Raw genomic sequence first — 22,054 nt, forward strand, 5'->3', positions numbered from 1 at the left:
GGGGCCGCCACACCGGCGCCCTTGTTCTCACCGCACGAGGCTCCGGGCGTGCCCAGGATCAGCACACGGGGGTGGGTTCGATGACGATCTTGCCGGTGGCGTGACCGGCCTCGACCTCGGCGATCGCCCGTCCTGCTTCTGCCAGGGGATAGCAGGCGGTGACGTGGGGATCGACGAGTCCGTATTCGATGACCTCGGTGATCTTCTGCATCGCCTCCGCGGTGCGTTCCAGTGCCGCCCCGCCCAGTTCTGTGGCGGTCGTGGCGTCGGCCGCGGAGATGATCCTGGCCGGGTCGGCGACCAGGCCGGCAACCTCACCCAGGGCCTCACCACCGACGAGGTCGACGATAAGGTCCACCCCGTCGGGGGCGACCTCGCGGACACGGTCGGCCACGCCTTCCCCGGAGGGGACGAAGGTCGCCCCGGTGGATTCGACGATCTTGCGCTTGGACTGGCTGGCGACGCCGATGACGGTGAACTGATGGACGCGCCCGATCTGGGCGGCCATCAGTCCCACTCCGCCGCCGGCGCCGAGGATCAGCAGCCTCTGGCCGGGTTCGAGCTCGATTTGGTGGGTGGCGTCATAGGCGGTGGCCGCAGCCACCGGGATGGTCGCGGCGTCGGCGAAGGAGATCTCCTCGGGCTTGGCGACCGCATCGGCCGCCCGCACGAGGGTGTGCTCGGCGAACCCGCCGTGGCCGTCGGCGACGGGGCCGAGGATCTCGTCGCCGACCGCGAAACCCTCCACGCCTTCCCCGAGAACGGTCACGACGCCGGAGATCTCCCGGCCCATCGGGGCCGGCAGCTCCCGGTCCCGCCCCAATGCCCCGGAGCGGATCTTCCAGTCGACAGGATTCACCCCGGCGGCTCGAACCTCCACGGCCAGCTCGCCCGGGCCAGGCTGCGGGGCGGGCCGATCGAGGAGCTGCTGGGTCTCAGGACCGCCGAAGTCGGTGAACACGTACGCCTTGGACATGAGTTCTCTTCTTTCTCTGCTGTCTCTCTGTGATCTCGTGATCTCTTCCGGGTGGGGACGGGCTCAGGCCGTCGGGGGCTCGTCCTGACCGGCGGCTTCGGCCGCGTCGGCCTCGTCCTTGGTGGCGTAGGCGGCTTCGGCGGCGTGTTCGGGCGGGCTGTAGACGGTGTAGAGCACCAGGGGCTGCTCGCCGGTGTTGCGGAAGTTGTGCCGGGCCCCGGCCGGGACCGCGCACTGGTCACCGGCCTCGATCGGATGCGTGTGCCCGTTCAGGTCGGCTTCCCCGGTGCCGGCGACGAAGGTGAGGATCTGATCGGTGTGCTCGTGAACCTCCTCGCCGATCTCACCACCGGCGGGGATGGTCATGACGACGATCTGGGAGTGTTGGCCGGTCCACAGCACCTGGCGGAAGTCGGGGTTGTTCCGGGCAATGTCGGCGATGGTGAAGTGCTCAATGTTGCCCTCGATGGTGAAGTGCTCTTGCCCGCTCATGATGTTCCTCCTGCAGTGATGGTGGTTTCTTCGCCCGGGGCCGGGCAGGGCTGGTGGTGCGTTCCGCTCGGTGGCGGGAGGTCCTGGTGGGGGGGCCGCTCGCCACGGTGGTGTCCTAGGACCGGGAGGTCACCCGGTTCGTGGTCGGAGCGGCCGGGGTGGTGTCCGTCGCGGGGGTGGTGTCCTGGGCGCGGCGCAGCAGGCGCATGGCGTTGGCGATCACGACGAGCACAGAAGCCTCGTGGACGAGCATCCCGATCGACATCGTGACCCCGCCGGCGAAGACCCCGGCCAGCAGCAGCACCACCGTGAGCAGGGCGACGGTGATGTTCTGGTGCATCACGGTCACGGTGCGCTTGGCCAGCCCGATCGCTTCGGGCAGCTTCAGCAGGTTGTCGCCCATCAGGGCGATGTCGGCGGTCTCCACGGCCACGGCCGAGCCTGCCGCACCCATCGCCACCCCAATGTTGGCGGTGGCCAGGGCGGGGGCGTCGTTGACGCCGTCACCGACCATGGCCACGACGTGGCCCTCCTGCTGCAGCGCCGCCACCGCCTCGAGCTTGTCCTCGGGCAGCAGCCCGGCACGCACCTCGTCGACGCCGGTGACGTGGCCGATGGCCTGGGCCACCAGCGGGGCGTCACCGGTGAGCATGACGACCTTCTCCACCCCCGCCTCGTGCAGCCGGGCAACCATCTCGGCCGCGTCGGAGCGGACCTGGTCGGCCACGGCGAGCACCCCGGCCACGGCGTCATCGACGGCCACGATCATCGGGGTCCGCCCGGCCGCGGCCAGCTCCTGAGCCGCAGCTGCAGCCTTCGGGTCGGTGATGCCGTACTGCTCCAGCAACGCGGCGTTGCCGATCAGCACCCGCACCCCGTCAGTGGTCGACACGATGCCCTTGCCCGGGACTGGGTCGACCGCCTCGGGAACCGCAGAGGCTCCCACGCCCTCGGCCGCAGCGGCGGCGAGGATCGGGCGGGCCAGGGGATGCTCGGAGCCAGCCTCCGCGGCCGCGGCCCAGCCCAGCACGTCGGCGCGGTCCAGCGCCGGGTCCAGGACGACCACGTCGGTCAACTGCGGGCGGCCCTCGGTGAGCGTGCCGGTCTTGTCGACGGCGACGGCGGTGATCTTCGCGGAAGTCTCCAAGAACTCCCCACCCTTGATCAAGATGCCGTTGCGCGCCGCGCGGCCGATGCCGGCCACGATGGCGACCGGGATGGAGATCACCAGGGCACCGGGGCAGCCGATGACCAGCAGGGTCAGGGCCAACACCACGTCACCGGTGATCAACCCGGCAGCCAGGGCCAGGACCATGATCGCGGGGGTGTACCAGGTGGAGAACCGGTCGATGAACGCCTGGGTGGCCGCCTTGGCGTCCTGGGCCTCCTCCACCCGGTGGATGATCCGTGCCAGGGTGGTGTCGGCACCGATGCCAGTGGCCAGCACCTGCAGGAACCCGCCGCGGGAGACGGTGCCGGCGAAGACCTGATCGCCCTCGCCCTTCTCCACCGGGATGGACTCGCCGGTGATGGAGGCCTCGTCCACCGCACCGGTGCCGGCCACGACCTGGCCGTCGACGGGAACCTTGGCCCCGTTCTTGACCAGCACGATCTCACCCATCACCACATCCGCGGCCGGAACCTCCACCTGTTCCCCGCCACGGAGTACGACGGCGGTGTCCGGGGCGACGGCCACGAGCTCGGCCAGTGCCGAGCGGGTCTTGTTCAGGGTGGCGGACTCCAGGGCATGACCGACCGCGAAGAGGAAAGTCACCGCGGCGGCCTCCCAGTAGTTGCCGATGATGACCGCCCCGATCGCGGCGACCGCCACCAGCAGGTCGATCCCGACCGTGCGGGCGGCCAACGCCCGCACGGCCTTGACCACGATCTGGTAGCCGGCGACGACGGCCGCGGCGACCATGAGCCCATCCGCCCACAGGACCGAGCCAGCAACCTCGGACGCTGCGAACGAGGCAAGGATCAGCGCCCCCGCAACCGCGGGGATCGCCCACCGGCCGTAAATCCAGCTCTGCACCCTGTTCATGGTGTCCGTCCTTTCCTGGAACTCCTCCGCCCCCGATGAGGGGCTTGTTCACGACGCTACGCACAGCCCGCGGACCCGAACATGACGGGGATCAATCAGCCGCGCGATCGCAGGAAGGGCCAATCAGCGCCAGCTCGGCGGGCAGCGAAGAGCGCCGCTGCCGGGGCCTCCTGAGGAGGTCGCGGCAGCGGCGCGGGCCGTGGTGATGGAACAGCTCAGAAGGCGGCGGGGCGAGCGGTGTAGCCGGCCTTGGCCACGGCGGCGACGATGTCCTCCACACTCACGAGGGCGGGGTCGTGATCGACCTCGATCCGGGCCGAGGCGAAGTGGACCGTCACCGCCGAGACGCCCATCAGACGCCCGACGCGCTTCTCGATCTTGGCCACGCACGACGGGCAGGAGAAGCCCTCGGCGCGCAGGACCGTGTGAGTGGTGGTGGCTGTGGTGGTGGTCATGGTGGTGGTTCCTCTCCCTGTCGTGGAGTACACACCTCATCGGGTGTGTCCCCAACCTACGAAGGACCGGATCCTCGGACCATGACGGGCGTCAATCAACCGCGCAGATCGCGGTTCAGGCCTCCGCGGCGGCGATCTCCGCCAACCGGCGCGGCTCACGCACAGCGGTCCAGCGACGGCCCGCGTCGATGACACCGTCCTTGCGCCAGCGGCTCATCACCCGGGAGACGGACTCAGGGGTCGACCCAGTCATCCCCGCCAGATCCGCCCGCGACAGCGGCAGCTCGATCAGCGTCCCGCCCTCGCGGGCGGGCTCCCCGAACTTCTCCGCCAGGCGCAGCAGCACCGCCGCCAGCCGCTCGGCCACGGTGGCCGTGGACTGTCGGGTGACGTCGGAGCGGGCCTGGGCGAGCAGCGCTGTGGTGTCCTCAAGCACCCGCAGTCCCACCTCTGGGTGCTCGCCGAGGATCTGCCGGAACGCGTCGTCGCCGATCCGCAGGGCACACACGGTGGTCAAAGCCTCGACAGTCTCGGCGTAGGCTTCCTGGCCGAGGGTGCGCAACCCGCCGAAGAGATCACCTGGCCCCAGTAGCTCCACCACGACCTCCTGCCCATTCGGTGCCGTCCGGTAAGCCTTGGCCCGTCCCGTGGCCACAAGGTAGAGGTGCTCAGCAGGCGTGCCCTCGACGTGGAGCGCGTCCCCCTCGGCCCAGGACAGGGAGGTCATCCTCCGGTCGATGCCGACCAGCTGCTCCTCGGCCAGCCCGGCGAACATCGGTGTCCGGGACAGCACCCGCATCCGCACCGGGACCGGACACGCGTGGGGCTGCGCGCAGGTCGACCGCAACGGGATCCTTCGCCGAGCAGACACCGGGGTAGCATCCGGGGCCATCCGCGCCGGCGGCCCCTGCAGGTCCTCGGCATGGGAGGGGGTGCTCATGCTGTTCCCTTCTGGCCAGGTGGGGGCGACGGCACCAGGGACGGGTCGCTCACCTGGTCACCGAATCGCGTCGTTCGGATTCCACCGTACGCCCACAGCATTCGGCACCAGACCGGCTTCACGGCTTCCCGGACCCCGGCCCGCATCAACAACATGGCTTCTTCCCTAGACTTTGTCCGAAGGCCTATGCCCAGCATGGTCGTATAGGACGGTGCCACGGGCGTGATGTCACCGGGCTGGGTAGTGAGCGCGCGCCAGGGGGTGGTTGGGTAGTGCGAGAGCGACGGCGGTTTCCGCTGACCGAGCGGTCCAGGGCTCCCCACGTGTGTCCGCGTCCGGTGCGTCTGGAAGTTCTGCGACGCATGCCTCTGTTCGACGGGTTGACGATGGCCGAGATCTTTGACCTGGAGGCGCAGGTGCAGGCGCGTGGCTACCGCGCCGGGGAGTTCATCTACCGATATGGCGAGAACGCCACCAGCCTGTTCGTCGTGGCTTCGGGTACGGCGAAGTTGATCCGTCCTTCGGTCCACGGCCAGGAAGTCATGCTCAACATTCTGGGGCCCGGCGAGGGGTGCGGGACACTGGGCATCTTGGGGCAGGCTGTGTACCCGGACAGCGCCGTGGCCTTGACTGATGCGTGTGCCCTGGAAATACCAGCCAGGGCTTTTCAGGAGGCCATGGGGCGTCAGCCACGGCTGGCTCTGGCCGTTCTCGATGAGGTACTTCACCGTTTGGACCAGGCTCAGGAGACCATTCGCCGGTTGTCGGCGGACAACGTCGAGCAACGTGTTGCTGCCGCGCTTTTGGTCTTGGCCGACAAGCTCGGTGATTCGCAGGGCGAGAAGATCGCCTTAGAGGTGCCCTTGACACGTACCGATCTGGCGGCTCTGACGGGAATGACCCCCGAGACGGTGAGCAGGGTGATGAGCCGTCTCCGTGATGATGGCATTGTCGACACCGGGCGTCGCTGGACAACTATTCTCGATCGTTCACGCCTGTCAGCAGTGGCCGAGGGATAGGTGTCTCGAGCATTTCACCGCATGATGATCCGCAGGACTTCGATCAGGGTGATCGTACGTACTTCATGTGTCGTCGCCACGGTCAGCGGGACAACAGCGTCCCCTCTTGCTTTCACCCAGTGAAGAGCGCCAGGAGCGGGCCACCGCCTTCGATTCTCCCTTTTCGCGTCTCAGGACACAGCCCGGAATTTCAGATGGTCAAGCTGTCCTCCAGTGCCAGTGCCAGTGCCAGTGCCAGTGCCAGTGCCAGTGCCATCGTGACGTGCGAGGAAGTGAGTCTTCCAAAGTGCTACGGCGGCCATTGACCTCAAGGGCCTCAATCTACGTGCACCACATCCCGGGGAACATGATCTCAATCATGTTCCCCTTCACCTGGGCTGATGTAGCGTGTCGCCTAATCGCCTGCCCTGAGCGGCAGCACAAAGTTTGCAGGTGAAACGGTGAACCCGTAGTCCGAGTAGAGGAGACAACCCTCATGGCTGAGATGACGTCTTCGAGCCTGCGTGGTCCGGCCGACTCGCCAGTGGCCAAGGGATGGGTTCAGGGTGTGGCCCTGGTCATGATCTTCGGCTTCTTCGTTATGGGTTTCCTGGCTTTCCGGACCTACACGGATTCGATGCCTCAACCCGACCGTGTCGTGGACGAGACGGGCCAGGTCGTCTTCACCAGCAAGGACATCACCGAGGGCCAACAGATCTTCCTGCGCCGCGGCCTGCAGGAGTACGGGTCGATCGTCGGCCACGGTGGCTACCTCGGCCCGGACTACACCGCCGACTACCTGCGCCGGTCGGCGACCTACATCCTGGAGGAGCTCGAGGCCTCGGGGGTGCAGGACCCGCAGGGCACGCTGACCGAGATGCTGCGGAGCAACCGCTACGACGAGGCCACCGGCACCCTGCAGCTCACCGACCTGCAGGTGGCGGCCTTCGAGGAGCTCCAGACCCATTACGGGGACTTCTTCGGCGCACCCGACACCCGCCACGGACTGGTCCCGAACGCGATCACCGATCCGGCCGACATCCATGACCTGACCGCCTTTTTCGCCTGGACCGGGTGGGCGGCCGCGGCTGAGCGGCCCGGACACGACTACTCCTACACCAACAACTGGCCGCCCGAGCCGCTGGTGGCCAACGGACCCACCGCCGACATCCTCGTGTGGAGCGGGCTATCCCTGACCGCGCTGCTGGTGGGCATCGGCGCGCTGTTCGCCGTCTACGGACGGTGGAGCCAGCGACTGGGCTGGCACGCCAACGAGGCCCCGGCCCTGGCATTCAAACAACCCGGCGAGGTCGAGGTCACCCCCGCACAGCGGGCCACGGTGTGGTTCTTCTTCATCGTCGCTCTGATGTTCCTCGCTCAGGCGCTGCTGGGCGGAGCGATCCAGCACTACCGGTCGGACCTGACCAGCTTCTTCGGTTTCGACCTCGCCCAGCTGCTGCCCTTCAACCTGGCCCGCACCTGGCACGTGCAGCTGTCCCTGTTGTGGACCGCCGCCTCCTTCCTGGCCGCCGGGATCTTCCTGGCCCCCTACATCTCCGGGCGGGAACCGAAGCGCCAGCACTGGCTGGCCTACGGGTTGCTCGGCGCCCTGGCCGTCGTGGTGGCCGGCACGATCCTCGGCTCGGCACTGAGCGTATTCGGCGTCGAGTGGGCCGAGGGCTCACCGCTGTGGGACCAGCAGTGGGAATACCTGGATCTGCCCAAAGTCTGGCAGGGCCTGCTCGTGGTGGGGCTGTTCCTGTGGATCGCCATCCTCTACCGCGGCATCCGCGCCCGGCTCAAGACCGAGCACCGCACCAACATGCCCTGGCTGTTCTTCTTCGCCGGGCTGGCGATCCCGGCCTTCTACGCCGTCGGGATGCTCGCCGGCACCGAGACGCATCTGACCGTGGCCGACTATTGGCGGTTCTGGGTCGTGCACCTGTGGGTCGAGGACTTCCTCGAGCTGTTCACCACCGTCATGGTCGCCTACATCTTCGTGATGCTCGGGGTCGTGCGGCGCCCGATTGCCATCGCCATCATCTTCCTCGATGTCATCCTGTACTCGGTGGGTGGGGTGCTGGGCACCATGCACCACCTGTACTTCTCCGGCACCCCGGTGGAGCACATGGCCCTGGGCGCGTTCTTCTCCGCACTGGAGGTCATCCCGCTCACGTTCCTCACCGTCGAGGCCTGGACGTTCCTGCAACTGGGCTCCCGTCAGGAATCCCGGTCCTCGGCACCCTTTCCACACCGGTGGGCCGTGATGTTCCTCGTGGCCGTGGGATTCTGGAACTTCCTCGGCGCCGGCGTCTTCGGCTTCCTGATCAACCTGCCGGTGGTGTCCTACTACCAGATCGGCACGGCCCTGACCGCCAACCATGCCCACGGGGCGATGATGGGCGTCTACGGCATGATGGCCGTGGGCCTGGCCCTGTTCGCCCTGCGTTACCTGATCCCGCCGGAGCGGTGGCCGGACCGGCTGGCAAAGATCTCGTTCTGGTCCCTCAACCTGGGTTTGGCGTGGATGGTCTTCGCCACCCTCCTACCCCTGGGCGTAGTGCAGCTGTGGCACTCCGTCAACGACGGCTACTACGAGGCCCGGACCCTGCAGTACCTCACCAACCCCGGCAACGCGGCCCTCGAGTGGATCCGGCTGCCCGGAGACCTCGTCTTCATCATCGGCGGAGTCCTGCCGTTCCTGTGGATCACCTGGTTGGGCCTGCGGCACGGGATCCGGCCCACCACCCAGATCGTCCCCGTCGAGGCGCTGTTCGTGGAGGAACAGCCTGTGAACGCCACACCCGGCATCGAACCGGCCGACGGCCCGCTGCCCCCGTCCCGGTACCGGTCCGACCGGATCCGGGATGGCCAGCCCCCGGAGGATCCGGGGCGAACCGGAGGAGCCCCGTGATGGGCCATGTCGAAGTGACCGTATGGCTCGCCGTCGGGTACGCACTCTTCCTGCTGGCCGCAGCCTTCGGCGTCGATCGGATGGCCCGCCGGGCCGCCGCCCGGGCCGCGGCGTGGCACCACGGAGGATTCACCTACCACGCCGACCACGACGCCTGGCAGTGCCCCCAGGACCAATGGCTGTGGCCCCAGTCCTTCGACCCGGACAACCGGGTCATGCGCTACCGGGCCTCCCCCACCGTGTGCAATGCCTGCCCGGTGAAGTCCACCTGCACCACTTCCCCGCACGGCCGACAGATCGGGCGCAACGTGGACCCGTGGCCAGCCTCGGAGGCAGAGCGCTTCCATCGCGGCATCGCCTGTGCGGTGGCGGTCCTCGCGGTCGTCTGGCCACTGGCCATGATGCTGGAACACCGCACCCCGACTGAGCTGGTCGTCCTCGGCGGAGCCGTGGTCCTGGTGGCGCTGAGCAGCTGGCCGCTGTGGTCCCATCTGCGCCGGTCTCCGGCGGGTTTCCCCGTGGGCGTGAAGGTCGAGACGCTGGATGACACCGTCGCCGGTCGCACCGCCGCACCGCGGGTCCGGTACCGCAGCGACCGGTCGACGGCCGACCGGCCCGGCGAGCAGACGCCGACCGGACGGAGCAGGGGGAGGAACCGATGAGCGCGTGGCTGGTGGCGGGCGTCGTCGTCGCCCTGCTGGTGCTGGGCGTGCTGGTGGCCTCGGTGCGTGTGCTCAAGGAGTACGAACGCGGCGTCGCGTTCCGGCTGGGGCGCCTGCGGCCGGCGCTCACCCCGGGGCTGCGCCTCTTGTTCCCCGGCTTGGACAAGCTGATCCGGGTGGACCTGCGCGTGGTGACCCTCACGATTCCCCCGCAGGAGGTGATCACCAAGGACAACGTGCCTGCTCGGGTCAATGCCGTCGTCCTGTTCCAGGTCACCGATCCGGTGTGCTCGGTCATGGCCGTGGAGAACCATGCCGTGGCCACCTCTCAGATCGCCCAGACCACCCTCCGATCCGTGGTGGGCAGAGCCGACCTGGACACTCTGCTGGCCCACCGGGCGGACCTCAACGAGGACCTCGCCCGGACCATCGACGCCCAGACCACACCGTGGGGTGTACAGGTCAACGTGGTGGAGATCAAGGACGTCGAGATCCCCGAGGCCATGCAACGGGCCATGGCCCGCGAGGCGGAGGCCGAACGCGAACGTCGCGCCAAGGTGATCAACGCCCACGGCGAGCTGCAGGCCTCCGAAGAGCTGCGCCAGGCCGCGGAGACCCTCAGCCGCAATCCCGCGTCCCTGCAGCTGCGCTATCTGCAGACCCTCCTGGAGCTGGGCGCCGATCAGAACTCCACCGTGGTCTTTCCCCTGCCCATCGACATCGTCGGCCCGTTCATCGACAAACTGCCCCACCTCGTCGACCGCTTCCACGCGAACAGCAACGGCACCTCACGACCTCCCGCTGAAAGCACGCCCCAGCCGGATCGGTCCGGATAGTGGATAGGAGCGACCCATGGCTTCCCAACACGTGCCAGAAACCCCTAGTAACACCGACGCGATACCGCCCGAGCGCAGGTCACCAAACTCCGCATTGACCGACCGCTCTCGAGGCATCAAAATGGCCATCCTCGGCGGATCAGCCATGGTGCTCGCCCCGCTCTTCGGCTTCCTGGGCGGCACTATGACAGGGGTAGGCAGCAATACCGGCGGCCCGGATCCCCTGGCAGTGTGGCTGCTGGGTGGCATGATCGTCGGAGGCATCGGCGGGATCATCACAATTCTGGGTCTGTTGCGCTGGACCCGGTCATCAACACGTCTTCGCGCCCGCACCAGCGAACTTTGAGGGCGGCAACCTCCACGTCGCCGCCCGTCCCAACCGGACTGCCACGGACGCGGCATTGGCCCAACGGATCCGCGCGATCCACGCTGGCGACAACACCGTCGGCGCGCAGAGGATGACCGCCGAACTCAACGACGGCGCCATCAACGGTGAGCGGGTCAAACACAAGCGCGTCGCGCGGATCATGCGCTGGGCCGGGATCGCCGGCTATGTGAAGAAGCGGCGCGTACGCACCACCATCCCCGACCAGGCCGAGGCGAAGGTCCCCGACCTGCTCAAGCGGGACTTCACCGCACCGATGCCCAACCGCCGCTACATCGGCGACATCACCTACCTCCCGCTGGCCGATGGGAGCAACTTGTACCTGGCCACCGTCATCGACTGCTACAGCCGCCGGCTCGCCGGGTGGGAGATCGCCGACCACATGCGCACCAGCCTCGTGGAAGACGCGCTCAAGGCCGCAGCCGCGAGCCGCGGCAGCCCGGCTGGAGCGATCTTCCACAGCGATCACGGGTCGATCGCCGTCTACACCTCCACGGACTACGCCAGGCTCTGCACCGACCTCGGTGTCACCCGGTCCATGGGAGCCGTGGGATCCTCGGCCGACAACGCGCCGGCAGAATCGTTCAACGCCGCCCTCAAGCGCGAGGCCCTTCAAGACGCCGTGTCCTGGCCCGACGAGCTCGCCTGCCGCCGCCAGGTCTTCAGATGGCTGACGCACTACAGCACCAAGCACTGCCATACCTGGTGCCGCTGTCAGCCCCCGAACGCCTACGAGACCGGCTACACCGCTACGCTGGCAACTGCCGCGTAATCACACCCCGTGTCCACGAACCGGGGGTAGGGTAGGGCTCCTCGCCCTCTTGAGGCCACGTGTCAAAATGGCGCCATGAACTAGGGCATGTCTCTTTAATGGTGTGAGCATCTCTGTCACGCTGGGTGCATGTCTTGTACCTCGGTGCTCACCGATGAACAGTGGGAGCGGATCCAGCCTCTGCTGCCGTCCTCCGACGGCAGCAGGGGCCGGCCGTTTCGCGATGACCGCCCGGTGGTGGAGGGCATCCTCTACCGCTACCGGTGCGGGATCGCCTGGCGGGACGTCCCAGAAGAGTTCGGGCCGTGGCAGACGGTGTGGAAGCGGCATCGGCGCTACAGCGGGGACGGGACCTGGGACAGGATCCTGGCCGCGTTGCTGACGGACGCGCAGAAGGTGGAGCTGATCGACTGGGCGGTGTCGGTGGACTCCACCATCAACCGCGCACACCAGCACGCCACCAACTTCCCCCGCCACACAGGGGGGCCCGCCGAACTACACGAATCTGCTCACCGAGCCGGCTGACCACGCAGTGGGCCGCTCCCGTGGCGGGCTGTCGACGAAGATCCACGCCCTGGTCGACGGGGCGGGCCGGCCCTTGGTGGTGCTGGTGGGCCCGGGCCAGGGCGGGGATTCGCCGATGTTCCCGGCGCTGATGAGCCACCTGCGGGTCCACGGCGGGCGGCCGGGCCCGCCCCGGACCCGGCCCGAGCGGCTGCGGGCGGACAAGGCCTACTCCTCCCGCGCGATCCGGGCCCACCTGCGGTCCCGCAAGATCGCTGCGGTGATCCCGGAGCCGGCCGACCAGCAAGGCCACCGCCGGCGCAGGGGCTCCCGTGGCGGGCGGCCGCCGGCCTTCGACGCCCAGGACTACCGGGGCCGCAACGTGGTGGAGCGGTCCTTCAACCTGTTCAAGCAGTGGCGCGGCCTCGCCACGCGCTACGACAAGCTGGCGCTGACCTACCGTGGCGGGGCCGTGCTACGGGCCATCACCATCTGGCTCAAAGCACTATTGGGAGACATGCCCTAGCGCATGGACATTTCTGGGCACAATCCCGAGAAGGATGAGCGCGATCACCGGGCTCCCGTCACGGAGATCACCGCCGAGCAGTGCTGGGAGCACCTTTACAGCGCACGCTTCGGAGGGATCGCCACCATGGATGGGGACGAAATTGAGATCACCCCGATCAATCCCGTGGCCGATGACGAGAAGATCTACTTCCGCACCGCCCAGGGCACCAAGCTGCTGCACCTGGTCCTCAGGGAACAAGTGACGGTGCAGGTCGACCACGTCCAGGGCGGGGAGGCCTGGTCCGTTATCGCCCGCGGCACCGCCGGCCAGCTCACCGATCCCGCCGAGACCACCCGGGTCGACGAGCTGTTCCTGCGGCCGTGGCTGGAGGCCACCAAGTTCGAGTATGTCCAGGTCACACCCACCAAAGTCACCGGCCATCACTTCCACCTCGGACACTGACCCCTCGCCTTCTGTGTCACCGGGTACGGGGACCGGGGGCCTAGCCGGGCAGTTGAGTGTCGGTCTAGGGTTTATGTCATCGGCGGTGGCGATACTGGCTGACGTCGCCGCTAATAGCGGGCACCCTCCCCGAGGGTGGGCTTGCCGCAGGTGAGGGGGTCCATCGTGGTGGCTTGCCGCGGTAGCGCGGGCGTGGATTTGGTCTGCACGCGTTGACGACCAGGGGTGCCCGGTGTCGGAGTCTCAGGTGCTCCGGTGCAGCTGGGACGTCCGGTGGCTGGGTTTCTCGCTCTTGTCGCTGTCATGTCGTCACGTTCTCGGCACCGGCGCTATTCGCTTTGGGTGGCCGAACTCGGTGAGCCTGTCATCGGTGGAGGCTTTGCTGTCCGGAGGTCGTGCCGGTGTGCCGCAAAGGCCCGGAAGAACGCCCAGCGGTCTTTCTCCACGAAATGCGGTTAGTGGGCATCGCGCAGCGCGAAGCCTGGTGTCCATGCCAGTGCAGCGATGGCGTACTTTGCGGTTCGCCCGCCGTGGGCCTGTCGGTGGGGTCATTCCATTGGTGACCGGGGTGCCTGCGACAGCGGGGTCTGCCAGATCCCGGGGTCGGCGACCGGGAACCGACGGCCCGTGACGAGATCGGGAACGATGCGGACGAAGATGCCCTTCTGGCCAGCCTGCCAGGGCAGCAGTGGCAGATCCACGGTGTCCACCAGGTCCTGGAGCTGCCGGACCTGCTCGGCCTGGCCCCGGACCACCACACTCCATGCCTTGGCCGTTGGCGCGTCGTATCCGTCGATCTCCACGGCCACTGGAACCTCCGACAAGGCGTGGGAAACCTTGGTGCCCTGCCCTGACCGGAACATGAGTGTCCCGTGGTCGACGGCGTAGTTGATCGGGAAGATGTCCGGGTGGTCCCCCACCCATACGGCAAGGCGGCCCAGACCCGCCCCGCGCAACAGGTCCCAACAGGTGTGGGGAGGGAGCTCTTCGATCTCGCTGGTGTCCTTGTCCGTCATCTTGTCCTCCTGCAACTCGTTCTCCGGAGCGCCGTGCTCCCGGTGCTCCGATGGCTACGGCGGTATCCCGCCCGAGCGCTCACCCACCGGGGCATTATTGGAAGTCGGCCAGCCACAGGTCGGGGCCGAAGACCTCGTACTGGATGTCCTTGGCCGGCACCCCGCGGGCGATGAGGTCGCTGCGGATCGCTTGCATGAACGGCAACGGCCCGCACAAGTAGTACTGGGCATCGGTAGGCAGATCCACGGTACCGACGTCCATCCGGCCCACAAGTTCACCATCGACCATGTGGGTGGACTTGGAACGCTCTGCGAACCAGGTCATCAACGACCCATCCGCTAGCTTGGCCAGATCCTGGATGACCTGCTCGCGCAGGGGGAACATCTCTGCAGAAGTGTTCGCGTGCAGGAACATCACCTTGCGCTGTGCCCCAGCCTTCACCAGGTGCGAGAGCATCCCGGCCATCGGAGTGATGCCGATCCCGGCGCTGGCCAGCACCACCGGACGGTCGGTGTACTCCAGCACCACATCACCTGAGGGCACCGACAGAGTCAGCTCATCACCAACCTGGACACGGTCGTGGAGCAGGGTCGACATCTCCCCGGCCGGGGTGCCGTTGCCGGGAACCCGCTTGACCGCAGACACCCGGTGCAGCCCGTCATCGGCCCGAGTCAGACTGTACTGGCGCGGCTGGTGCACGCGATCGGGCATCTCCATTTTCAGCGTCACGTACTGCCCCGGCAACGACGGTTTCACCTCCCGCTCATCGGCGCGTTCGACCACGAAGGTGACCACATCGTCCGTCTCTCGGGTCTTCTCGACCACCCGCCAGGTCCGCCACACGGTCTCCGGGGACAGCCGCACCGCCTCGTAGAGGCCCCGCTCCTGGTTGATCAGCGCGTTGGCCATCAACCAGTACACCTCGTCCCACGCCGCGGCCACCTCCGGTGTCACCGCGTCCCCGAGGACATCGACGATGGCCCACATCAGGTGGTCGTGGACGATCTGATACTGATCCGGGCGCAACCCGAGGGAGACATGCTTGTGGGCGATGCGCGAGAGCAGGCGGTCCGGGACCTCAGTCGGACTGTTCACCAGGTAGCCGGCGTAGGCGGCCACGGACCCGGCCAGCGCCTGCTGCTGGCGCCCATCGGCCTGGTTGCCCCGGTTGAACAACCCGTCCAGCAGTTCGGGGTGCTCCCCGAACATATGCGCATAGAAACGCCGGGCGATCTCCTGGATGTTCTCCCCCACCACGGGCAGGGTGGCCTTCACGACCGGGTACGCGGTATCGGACAGCATGTTCGCTCCTTTATCAGCTATCGGTTATTGGTGGCGGCGGCGCTGGATCGATGTCGTGCCAAGCTAACACCGGGTTTCCACCCGAGACAGTGATGGCGGCGCCATGAGTGTGGGGTTGAGACAAAGAGTGCCCCGTCCCTGGTGACGGGACGGAGCCCCGCGGCGGGGAAGGCGCTTTAGACGTGCTTGGCCACGCTCAGCAACACCACGGAGTCTTCGACCGCTTCCAACCCGTGACGGGAATCCGGCACGATGAGCAGATCCCCCGAGGATCCACTCCACTCGACGTCGGCGGCAGTCATCCGCACCCGCCCGTGCAGAACATGCACGGTAGCCTCACCAGGGTTGTTGTGCTCATGCAGTGCAGAGCCGGCGCACAGGGCGATGACGGTTTGACGCATCACGTGCTCATGGCCTCCGAACACAGTGTGGGCGCTACGCCCACTGGAGGAACGCCGAGCGGCCTCCAGCTGGTTGCGAGCCAGCGCGGTCAAAGACGATTTCTGCACCATGTTCTTCCCTTTCGATGAAGTGTTCCTGCGGGTTCTTTGGGCGATCTGAGCGGTTCACGCCATCTCGTACTATGCGTCGCATGGGGTGGTTTGTTCTGCCTCTCGGTCCGTAGCGCCGCAGGCACCAAGGATCGGAGGCGTCACGGGGAGACCCGGATCAGGCCTTTGGCTCCGCGTTCGGCCTCCGCCAGGGAGTGGTTGACGAAGGGATAGGTCCCGGGTTCGGAGAATTCCAGTTCCACGAACCCGCCCTGGGCGGAAGCCAGATCCAAGACTTGGGCCCCACCACCCCCGGTCTCGCCCGGTCGCAGAAGGTAGACGCCTTCCTTGTAGACGGTGTCGAACTGCCCACCGACCACGTGGAAGCTCACCCCCTTCGACGGACCCGCCGCGAGCACCCAAATGCGGACGCGATCGCCCACCTGGGCGGCGAGAGGGGCGTGCATGTATTGGGTGGCGTGCCCGTTGAACATCGTCAAGGAGGGCACACCGGTAGCGACGTTTTCCGGGGCCACGGCGGCGTCCGCGGGCCCATCGCTGTCGCCAGCTGGCCCTAGGTACGTCTCGTTTTGCACCAGCAGGTACTCGTGGTCGACCTCCGGTAGACCAGGCGGATCGATCACCACGGCCCCGAACATCGGTCAAGTCCCCGGTGGTGGTGTAGCGCTCGGTCCTTCGGTTTGAGGGGTTAGGCGCTGAGTTCGAGGTTGTTGTCGGTCACCTCCTCGGGGTCGTTGTCGGCGACGAGGGTGAGTCTGCTTTTGGCGAGGATGTCGAGGCCGAGGTAGCGGCGTCCTTCGGCCCATTCGTCGGTCTGCTCGGCGAGGACGGCGCCGAGGAGGCGGATGATCGCGTCGCGGTTCGGGAAGATGCCGACGGAGTCGGTGCGGCGGCGGATCTCGCGGTTGAGGCGCTCGTTGGGGTTGTTGGACCAGATCTGCTGCCAGAGCCCTTCGGGGAACCCGGTGAACGCGAGGATGTCCGCTCGTGCGGTATCGAGGTGCTCGTGCGCGTCGGGGAGTTTCCCGTCGACGTAGTCCAGGAGCCGGTCGAATTGGGCGTGGACGGCGTCGGCGTCGGGCTGGTCGTAGACGGAGTGAAGCATCGCTTTCACGGCGGGCCACATGGTCTTCGGTGTGACACTCATCAGGTTCGCCGCGTAGTGGGTTCTGCAACGTTGCCAGACCGCGCCGGGCAGGTTCGCCGCGATCGCTTCGACGAGGCCCTGGTGGGCGTCGCTGGTGACCAGGCGCACCCCGCCCAGGCCGCGGGCGACGAGATCGGCGAAGAACGAGTTCCAGGCAGCCCCGGTCTCGGATGTCGCGACGCGGAGCCCGAGGACTTCGCGGCGCCCGTCCGCGTTCACGCCGGTCGCGATAAGCACGACCGCGTTGATCACCCGGCCGCCTTCGCGGACCTTCATGGTCAGCGCGTCAGCGGCGACGAACGTGAACGGCCCGGGATCTTCGAGCGGCCGGTGGCGGAACTGGTCGACGTGCTCATCGAGCTCGGCCGCCATCCGCGAGACCTGCGACTTCGAAAGGGAGTGGATCCCGAGGGTCTTCACCAGCTTGTCCATCCGGCGGGTGCTGACGCCGGCGAGGTAGCAGTCCGCGATCACGGTGATCAGCGCGGTCTCTGCCCGTTTGCGGCGCTCGAGCAACCACTCCGGGAAGTAGGTCCCCGCCCGCAGCTTCGGGATGGCAACGTCGATCGTGCCAACGCGGGTGTCCAGGTCGCGGTGCCGGTAACCATTGCGCTGCGCGAGCCGGCCGGGTGAGGGCTTGCCCCACTCCGCACCAACAACGGCGTCCGCGTCAGCGGACAGCAACGCGTTGATCATCGTCTGCAGCAAGCTGCGCATCAGATCCGGCGACGCGTCGGTCAGGGCTTCAGCGAGCACGCTCGCAGGGTCGACAATATGAGGAGCGGTCATCGTGATGGCTCCATTCGAGTGAGAAGTAGAGAGCTTTCTCGAAGGATCACACGGTGACCGCGCCTACGTCGTGAACGACGAGCCTGGCCACCGCGAGCTACACCACTTTATGGGGCACCACTCTCTTCGGCTATACCAGACGCGATGAAGGCCCCCACCAATTGGTGGGGGCCATCATTGTGGGGTCGGCGGAGGGCAAGCGTTGCCCGCCCTCCGCCAATTGGTACTAGCCGCGCTCCGTGAGCGAGCCCTTCGGGTTACGCGCCGCCTGCGCGGGGGTGATGAAGCGCCCTGAGCTGGCGCTGCGGTGATGCGTGCCGCTGCTCTTGTTGGATCCGCTCTCCGTCACGCTGGTGCGCGGGTGACGCGCGGCAGCGGCCTTGGAGATGTAGCGGCCAGTGATGGAACTGCGGTGAGCCATAACGCTTAGTCCTTCCCGCACGCGGCCATCGACGGAGGGCGGAGCGCGCATCTGGCGCACCCCGCCCTCAGTCGATAGGGTTTAAGGATTCCGCGGAGGCACTGTGGAATCTGCGACCCCGACGGCCGTCGACCTTACGATCGACGCTTTGCCGATCGGGGTCGTTGTGCTTTCGTCATCATAGACGGGTGGAAAGTATGAGGCAACGCAGCTTTATAACTTTCCACGCAACCTGCCTGGCTTGACCCGCAGCAGAGGCTAGTCTGGTAAGTATGTCCCCCAAAGCCCGAACAAGTTACCAGCATCAAGGCGGGTTGCAAGAAGCTCTCGTCGACCTCATACGTGTGGGAGTGGCCGGATACGGTCCAGGCGTTCGGCAGATCGCCTCCCGTCTCCTACGAGCCCTGCCTCCTGAGGTGGAGAGCGATGAGTCATTCCGCGCCATGCTCCGCGACGCCATGTCGGCAAGCCCTGCAACCAACGCCCTGCGCTTTGCCCCGGGGGAGATGCCCCAGGACGCTGAGACCAATCCACTAGTTGATGTGGACCCCACTCCCTCCAGCGCAGGCCTGGTCCTAGCGCCGAAGGCGATGGAGGAACTCAACGAGATCGTCGAGGAGCGCGACCACATCGACAAGCTGCAGCTCGCCGGCGTCGCCCCCACCCGAACTCTCCTATTGAGCGGGCCCCCCGGGGTGGGGAAATCCCTGGCGGCACGCTGGCTGGCCGAGCACATCGACCTTCCCCTAGTCTCGCTGGATCTAGCCTCTGTGGTCTCCAGTTACCTGGGCTCTTCCGGGCGCAACATCAAATCGGTCCTCCACTATGCACAGACGGGCCCGTGCGTCCTGTTGCTGGACGAATTCGACGCCGTGGCCAAACGACGTGATGACGACACCGATATCGGAGAGCTCAAACGCATCGTCAACGTCCTACTCGTCGAACTGGATCGGTGGTCTGAGACCAGCCTGTTGGTGGCGGCCACCAACCACCCCCAGTTACTGGACCCGGCTATCGGTCGGCGTTTCGATCGGTGGATCGACCTTGCCCTGCCTGGACCCCAGGAACGGAGGTTGATTCTCGGGCACCTTGCGAATGACCAAAGTGATTCCACCGTGCTGGATATCGTCAGCGACCTGCTTGATGGGGTCAGCGGATCCGAGATCGTACGGGTGTGGGAGCTGGCCAAGCGTCGGTCCATTCTTCGTGGGAGCTCCATCGATGATGAGCTGCTTGAGGAAGTGTTGTGGCGCCACACGGAGCCAGGTCCCGTGCGTGACCGGGCATGGTTGCTAGCGTCAAGCCGGCTCGGCCTGTCCGCGCGGCAGATTGCCCACCGAGCCCACGTAACTCACCCCACGGTCTCCGCAGCGCTGCGGCGGCAGAAGGAATTGACGAATGGCTGATGGACAGAACACGGCAGGCGGTCCCCTACTCGTCAACGGCGAGGCTTTACGACTAGAGGTGACACCTCCCAACCGGGGAGGCGGCACCAAGTACGATCCGCAGACCGCCGAGCAGGCCCGCACCTTGTTGACACCCATGGTCCGCCGCGCCTCCGAGCAAGCACAGCAACTGCCCGAGCAACTGCGCGCCGATCGGCTCTATGTGGAAGCACGGTTGTTGCCCAACTACATTGCTGCCTCAAACTTCCCCGGCGACCTGCTGTCGGCCATCGGGGCCGTGCCTGTCGGATCCCGTGCTGACCAAGGCACTTACCGAACCAAGAAACGGGCTCCGAGGACCGTGGGCACCCGGCGCTTGGTGCTATCAATCGATGACAGCGGCTTGGAGAAGCTCAACGTACTGCTCGAACGAGGCGGACGCACCAAGGAGGAGCGCCAAGCCGTTGAGCAAGATCTCCTGAAGTTCGATGACATCACCTTGTCCCACGCTGTGACCATCACCCGTGATGACGACACCGCACTGTGGGAAGCCGTGCTGCATCCCGAGCCCGGCCTGTCCCGCAACACCATGCCCGCCAGTGAGGACGTGCTAGGCAAGTGGATGCGCTGGATCGAAAGTCTGGGTGGAGAGGTCAACCCTCGCTACGTGCGACGCGTCGGGGGACTGACCTTCACCTCCGTGGCGCTGCCGAAGGCGGCTGCAGAGGACGCAGCACGGTTCAACCCGCTCCGTGTCATGCGCCCGATGCCAGTCATCCGCCCTTTCCCGGGCCTCGCCCCTCGAGCCGTTGACCCATTCCAAGCCCCCGCCTCCAGCGCACCACGCTCAGAGATCTTCCGTGTCGCCGTGTTCGACGGTGGCCTGGGGGAGCCCACGACGCTGTTCCCGGACCCTTGCATCAACCTCACCCCTGAGGACGCGCATCCTCATGGCGTGCAGCACGGCACCGCAGTGACAGGAGCCGCTCTGTACGGGCTGGCCGAGATCGGCGGCCAAGCTGCAACGCCGGCACTGGGCGTGGATAGCTATCGAATCCTGCCCACACCGGCGGACCCCAATGACCCGGAAGGGTACTGGGTCCTCGACCAGATCAGGGATGTCATCACTGAAGGCGAGCACAAACTCGTCAACCTCAGCCTGGGACCGTCCGAAGCCGTCGTGGAGGACCAGGAACCCAACCTGTGGACCAGCACCCTTGACCACCTGGCATGGGAGAACGACGTCCTGTTCGTCGTCGCAGCCAGCAACCACGGCGAAATGGATGCCATCACCGGACTCAACCGGGTTGAAGCACCCGCCGACATGGCCAACGGCATCAGCGTCGGCGCCGTGGACCGTCACGCACCCCACGCCAAGTGGGCACGAGCTTCCTATTCCTCAATCGGCCCCGGCCGCCAAGGCAACCGCCTCCAACCGAGCTGCGTGCAGTTCGGGGGAACCGATGACAATCCCTTCCCCATTCTCCGCTCCAACGGTGACATCGCCTACTCCCAGGGCACTAGCTTCGCCGCACCATTGGTCACCCATGCACTGTCCGACCTGGCGACACAGCTACCCAACCCCACCTCCAGCGCGCTGCGAGCCTTCGTCGCGCACTTTGCCGAACGCCACCCCCACTACAAAGCCCGACAAAACGAATTCGGCCACGGCCGGCTGCCCTTGACCTTCCGCGATGTCCTCGCCACCTCAGCAGACGAAGCCCACGTGCTGTACGTCGACCAAATCGCACGCGAGGAAATCATCGGCTACCAGGTACCCGTTCCTGTCCGATTCACCGGCGCGGTCGAAGTCCGCATCACCGCCGCCTTCATGACCTCCGTAGAGCCCAGCGAGCCGACCGACTACACCCAAGGAACCCTGGACCTCACCTTCAGGCCCCACGCCCACCTATTCAACTTCACCCCACCCAAGGGAACGAACCTCAGAACCGTCATTCACGACCAGCGCACCCCAGAAGCCCACGCCCTCCTCGAGCAAGGATGGACCCAGTCCGGAGCCCCCTGCACCCGTGGACTAGGGGCCGGTAACTTCATGCCCGAACACCAGCTACGGGACGAAGGCAAGTGGGAAACCCTGCGGCACGCACGAATCAAGTTCAACCCCGGCGAAGTCGAAGACCCCTGGCTGGAACTCACCTATCTCGCTCGGCGCGCTGGAGCCCTGGACCGGGGGCCGTCCGAACTGCCTTTCGCTGTATTGATCTCCGTCGAAGATCTCAATGGCTCAGGCACCCTCTACCAAGGCGTGGTGGACCAGTTCGCTGCCCTACGGCCGGTGGCCCGAGTTCAGGCGCAGACACAGGTGCGGATCCGATGAATGCCTTCTCTGGATGTAAGTATTGAAACTCTCTCACTGCAGAATCTCTGCCTAATCTACCCCGGGGTGAGGGCCACAGCCAGGCACTCACCCCGACCTATGTAAGGGTGGGGACTGTAAGAAAAACGGCTCTGTCGCACTTTCGGTGGTGGGGTAGAAGGCGCTCAGGCTAGGAGGATGCGGTGGCGGAGCAGG

The 22,054-nt window shown here is 66.6% G+C and carries 18 protein-coding genes and 3 pseudogenes; 10 read left to right on the plus strand and 11 right to left on the minus strand.

Annotated features, from left to right (window positions below):
- Positions 1–58: 58 nt before the first annotated feature.
- The 5 genes from RF637_RS13170 to RF637_RS13190 form a co-directional block, all read right to left on the minus strand.
- Positions 59–976 carry an NADP-dependent oxidoreductase gene (locus tag RF637_RS13170; RefSeq protein WP_368845081.1) on the minus strand — a complete coding sequence of 306 codons (918 nt, stop codon included), beginning with the start codon at positions 974–976 and terminating at the stop codon, positions 59–61.
- A 63-nt stretch (positions 977–1,039) separates the two neighbouring features.
- Positions 1,040–1,468 carry a cupin domain-containing protein gene (locus tag RF637_RS13175; RefSeq protein WP_368845082.1) on the minus strand — a complete coding sequence of 143 codons (429 nt, stop codon included), beginning with the start codon at positions 1,466–1,468 and terminating at the stop codon, positions 1,040–1,042.
- A gap of 115 nt (positions 1,469–1,583) precedes the next feature.
- Positions 1,584–3,512 carry a heavy metal translocating P-type ATPase gene (locus RF637_RS13180; RefSeq protein WP_368845083.1) on the minus strand — a complete coding sequence of 643 codons (1,929 nt, stop codon included), beginning with the start codon at positions 3,510–3,512 and terminating at the stop codon, positions 1,584–1,586.
- Between the two features lie 215 nt (positions 3,513–3,727).
- Positions 3,728–3,967 (minus strand): heavy-metal-associated domain-containing protein, encoded by a 240-nt coding sequence (locus tag RF637_RS13185; protein WP_085106928.1) that lies wholly within the window; start codon positions 3,965–3,967, stop codon positions 3,728–3,730.
- Between the two features lie 115 nt (positions 3,968–4,082).
- Complete coding sequence (locus tag RF637_RS13190; protein ID WP_085106927.1) at positions 4,083–4,907, minus strand: Crp/Fnr family transcriptional regulator; 825 nt, start codon at positions 4,905–4,907, stop codon at positions 4,083–4,085.
- Between the two features lie 362 nt (positions 4,908–5,269).
- On the opposite strand from RF637_RS13190, the gene RF637_RS13195 reads away from it, so the two are divergent.
- From RF637_RS13195 to RF637_RS13230, 8 genes and pseudogenes are all read left to right on the plus strand, one after another.
- The gene (locus RF637_RS13195) at positions 5,270–5,926 is read left to right on the plus strand and encodes a Crp/Fnr family transcriptional regulator (RefSeq protein ID WP_085106926.1); all 657 of its coding nucleotides are present in this window, start codon (positions 5,270–5,272) and stop codon (positions 5,924–5,926) included.
- 475 nt (positions 5,927–6,401) lie between these two features.
- A complete protein-coding gene (locus RF637_RS13200) occupies positions 6,402–8,819 on the plus strand; it encodes a nitric-oxide reductase large subunit (protein WP_085106925.1) in 2,418 nt (805 codons plus the stop codon).
- On the plus strand, positions 8,819–9,481 hold the full coding sequence (locus RF637_RS13205; protein ID WP_085106924.1) for a hypothetical protein: 663 nt from the start codon (positions 8,819–8,821) through the stop codon (positions 9,479–9,481). Before RF637_RS13200 ends, RF637_RS13205 begins: the two co-directional genes overlap by 1 nt.
- On the plus strand, positions 9,478–10,317 hold the full coding sequence (locus RF637_RS13210; RefSeq protein WP_368845084.1) for a slipin family protein: 840 nt from the start codon (positions 9,478–9,480) through the stop codon (positions 10,315–10,317). The genes RF637_RS13205 and RF637_RS13210 overlap by 4 nt, the downstream gene beginning before the upstream one ends.
- 16 nt (positions 10,318–10,333) lie before the next feature.
- A complete protein-coding gene (locus RF637_RS13215) occupies positions 10,334–10,663 on the plus strand; it encodes a hypothetical protein (RefSeq protein ID WP_143467403.1) in 330 nt (109 codons plus the stop codon).
- 37 nt (positions 10,664–10,700) lie between these two features.
- A pseudogene (locus RF637_RS13220) lies at positions 10,701–11,474 on the plus strand (IS3 family transposase); the annotation flags it as partial.
- 129 nt (positions 11,475–11,603) lie between these two features.
- A pseudogene (locus RF637_RS13225) lies at positions 11,604–12,504 on the plus strand (IS5 family transposase).
- A gap of 3 nt (positions 12,505–12,507) precedes the next feature.
- Entirely contained in the window at positions 12,508–12,948 is a 441-nt protein-coding gene (locus RF637_RS13230; protein ID WP_368845085.1) for a pyridoxamine 5'-phosphate oxidase family protein, read from the plus strand.
- Between the two features lie 548 nt (positions 12,949–13,496).
- Here the strand turns inward: RF637_RS13230 and RF637_RS13235 are convergent.
- The 6 genes and pseudogenes from RF637_RS13235 to RF637_RS13260 form a co-directional block, all read right to left on the minus strand.
- Positions 13,497–13,964 carry a pyridoxamine 5'-phosphate oxidase family protein gene (locus RF637_RS13235; protein WP_368845086.1) on the minus strand — a complete coding sequence of 156 codons (468 nt, stop codon included), beginning with the start codon at positions 13,962–13,964 and terminating at the stop codon, positions 13,497–13,499.
- A 94-nt stretch (positions 13,965–14,058) separates the two neighbouring features.
- Positions 14,059–15,267 (minus strand): globin domain-containing protein, encoded by a 1,209-nt coding sequence (locus RF637_RS13240; protein WP_368845087.1) that lies wholly within the window; start codon positions 15,265–15,267, stop codon positions 14,059–14,061.
- A gap of 176 nt (positions 15,268–15,443) precedes the next feature.
- The gene (locus RF637_RS13245; RefSeq protein ID WP_338066020.1) at positions 15,444–15,668 is read right to left on the minus strand and encodes a hypothetical protein; all 225 of its coding nucleotides are present in this window, start codon (positions 15,666–15,668) and stop codon (positions 15,444–15,446) included.
- Between the two features lie 251 nt (positions 15,669–15,919).
- Positions 15,920–16,417, minus strand: a pseudogene (locus RF637_RS13250) (copper oxidase); the annotation flags it as partial.
- A gap of 50 nt (positions 16,418–16,467) precedes the next feature.
- Positions 16,468–17,715: an IS256 family transposase gene (locus tag RF637_RS13255; RefSeq protein WP_368845088.1), complete on the minus strand. Its 1,248-nt coding sequence runs from the start codon at positions 17,713–17,715 to the stop codon at positions 16,468–16,470.
- A gap of 226 nt (positions 17,716–17,941) precedes the next feature.
- Positions 17,942–18,136, minus strand: a complete 195-nt coding sequence (locus RF637_RS13260) for a hypothetical protein (protein ID WP_183085839.1) — start codon at positions 18,134–18,136, stop codon at positions 17,942–17,944.
- 590 nt (positions 18,137–18,726) lie between these two features.
- On the opposite strand from RF637_RS13260, the gene RF637_RS13265 reads away from it, so the two are divergent.
- Together RF637_RS13265 and RF637_RS13270 are read left to right on the plus strand one after the other, a co-directional pair.
- Positions 18,727–19,542, plus strand: a complete 816-nt coding sequence (locus RF637_RS13265; RefSeq protein WP_368845089.1) for an AAA family ATPase — start codon at positions 18,727–18,729, stop codon at positions 19,540–19,542.
- Positions 19,535–21,859: a S8 family peptidase gene (locus tag RF637_RS13270; protein ID WP_368845090.1), complete on the plus strand. Its 2,325-nt coding sequence runs from the start codon at positions 19,535–19,537 to the stop codon at positions 21,857–21,859. The genes RF637_RS13265 and RF637_RS13270 overlap by 8 nt, the downstream gene beginning before the upstream one ends.
- Positions 21,860–22,054 lie beyond the last annotated feature (195 nt).

This window comes from Kocuria sp. CPCC 204721 (assembly GCF_040980945.1).
Lineage (GTDB): Bacteria > Actinomycetota > Actinomycetes > Actinomycetales > Micrococcaceae > Kocuria > Kocuria marina.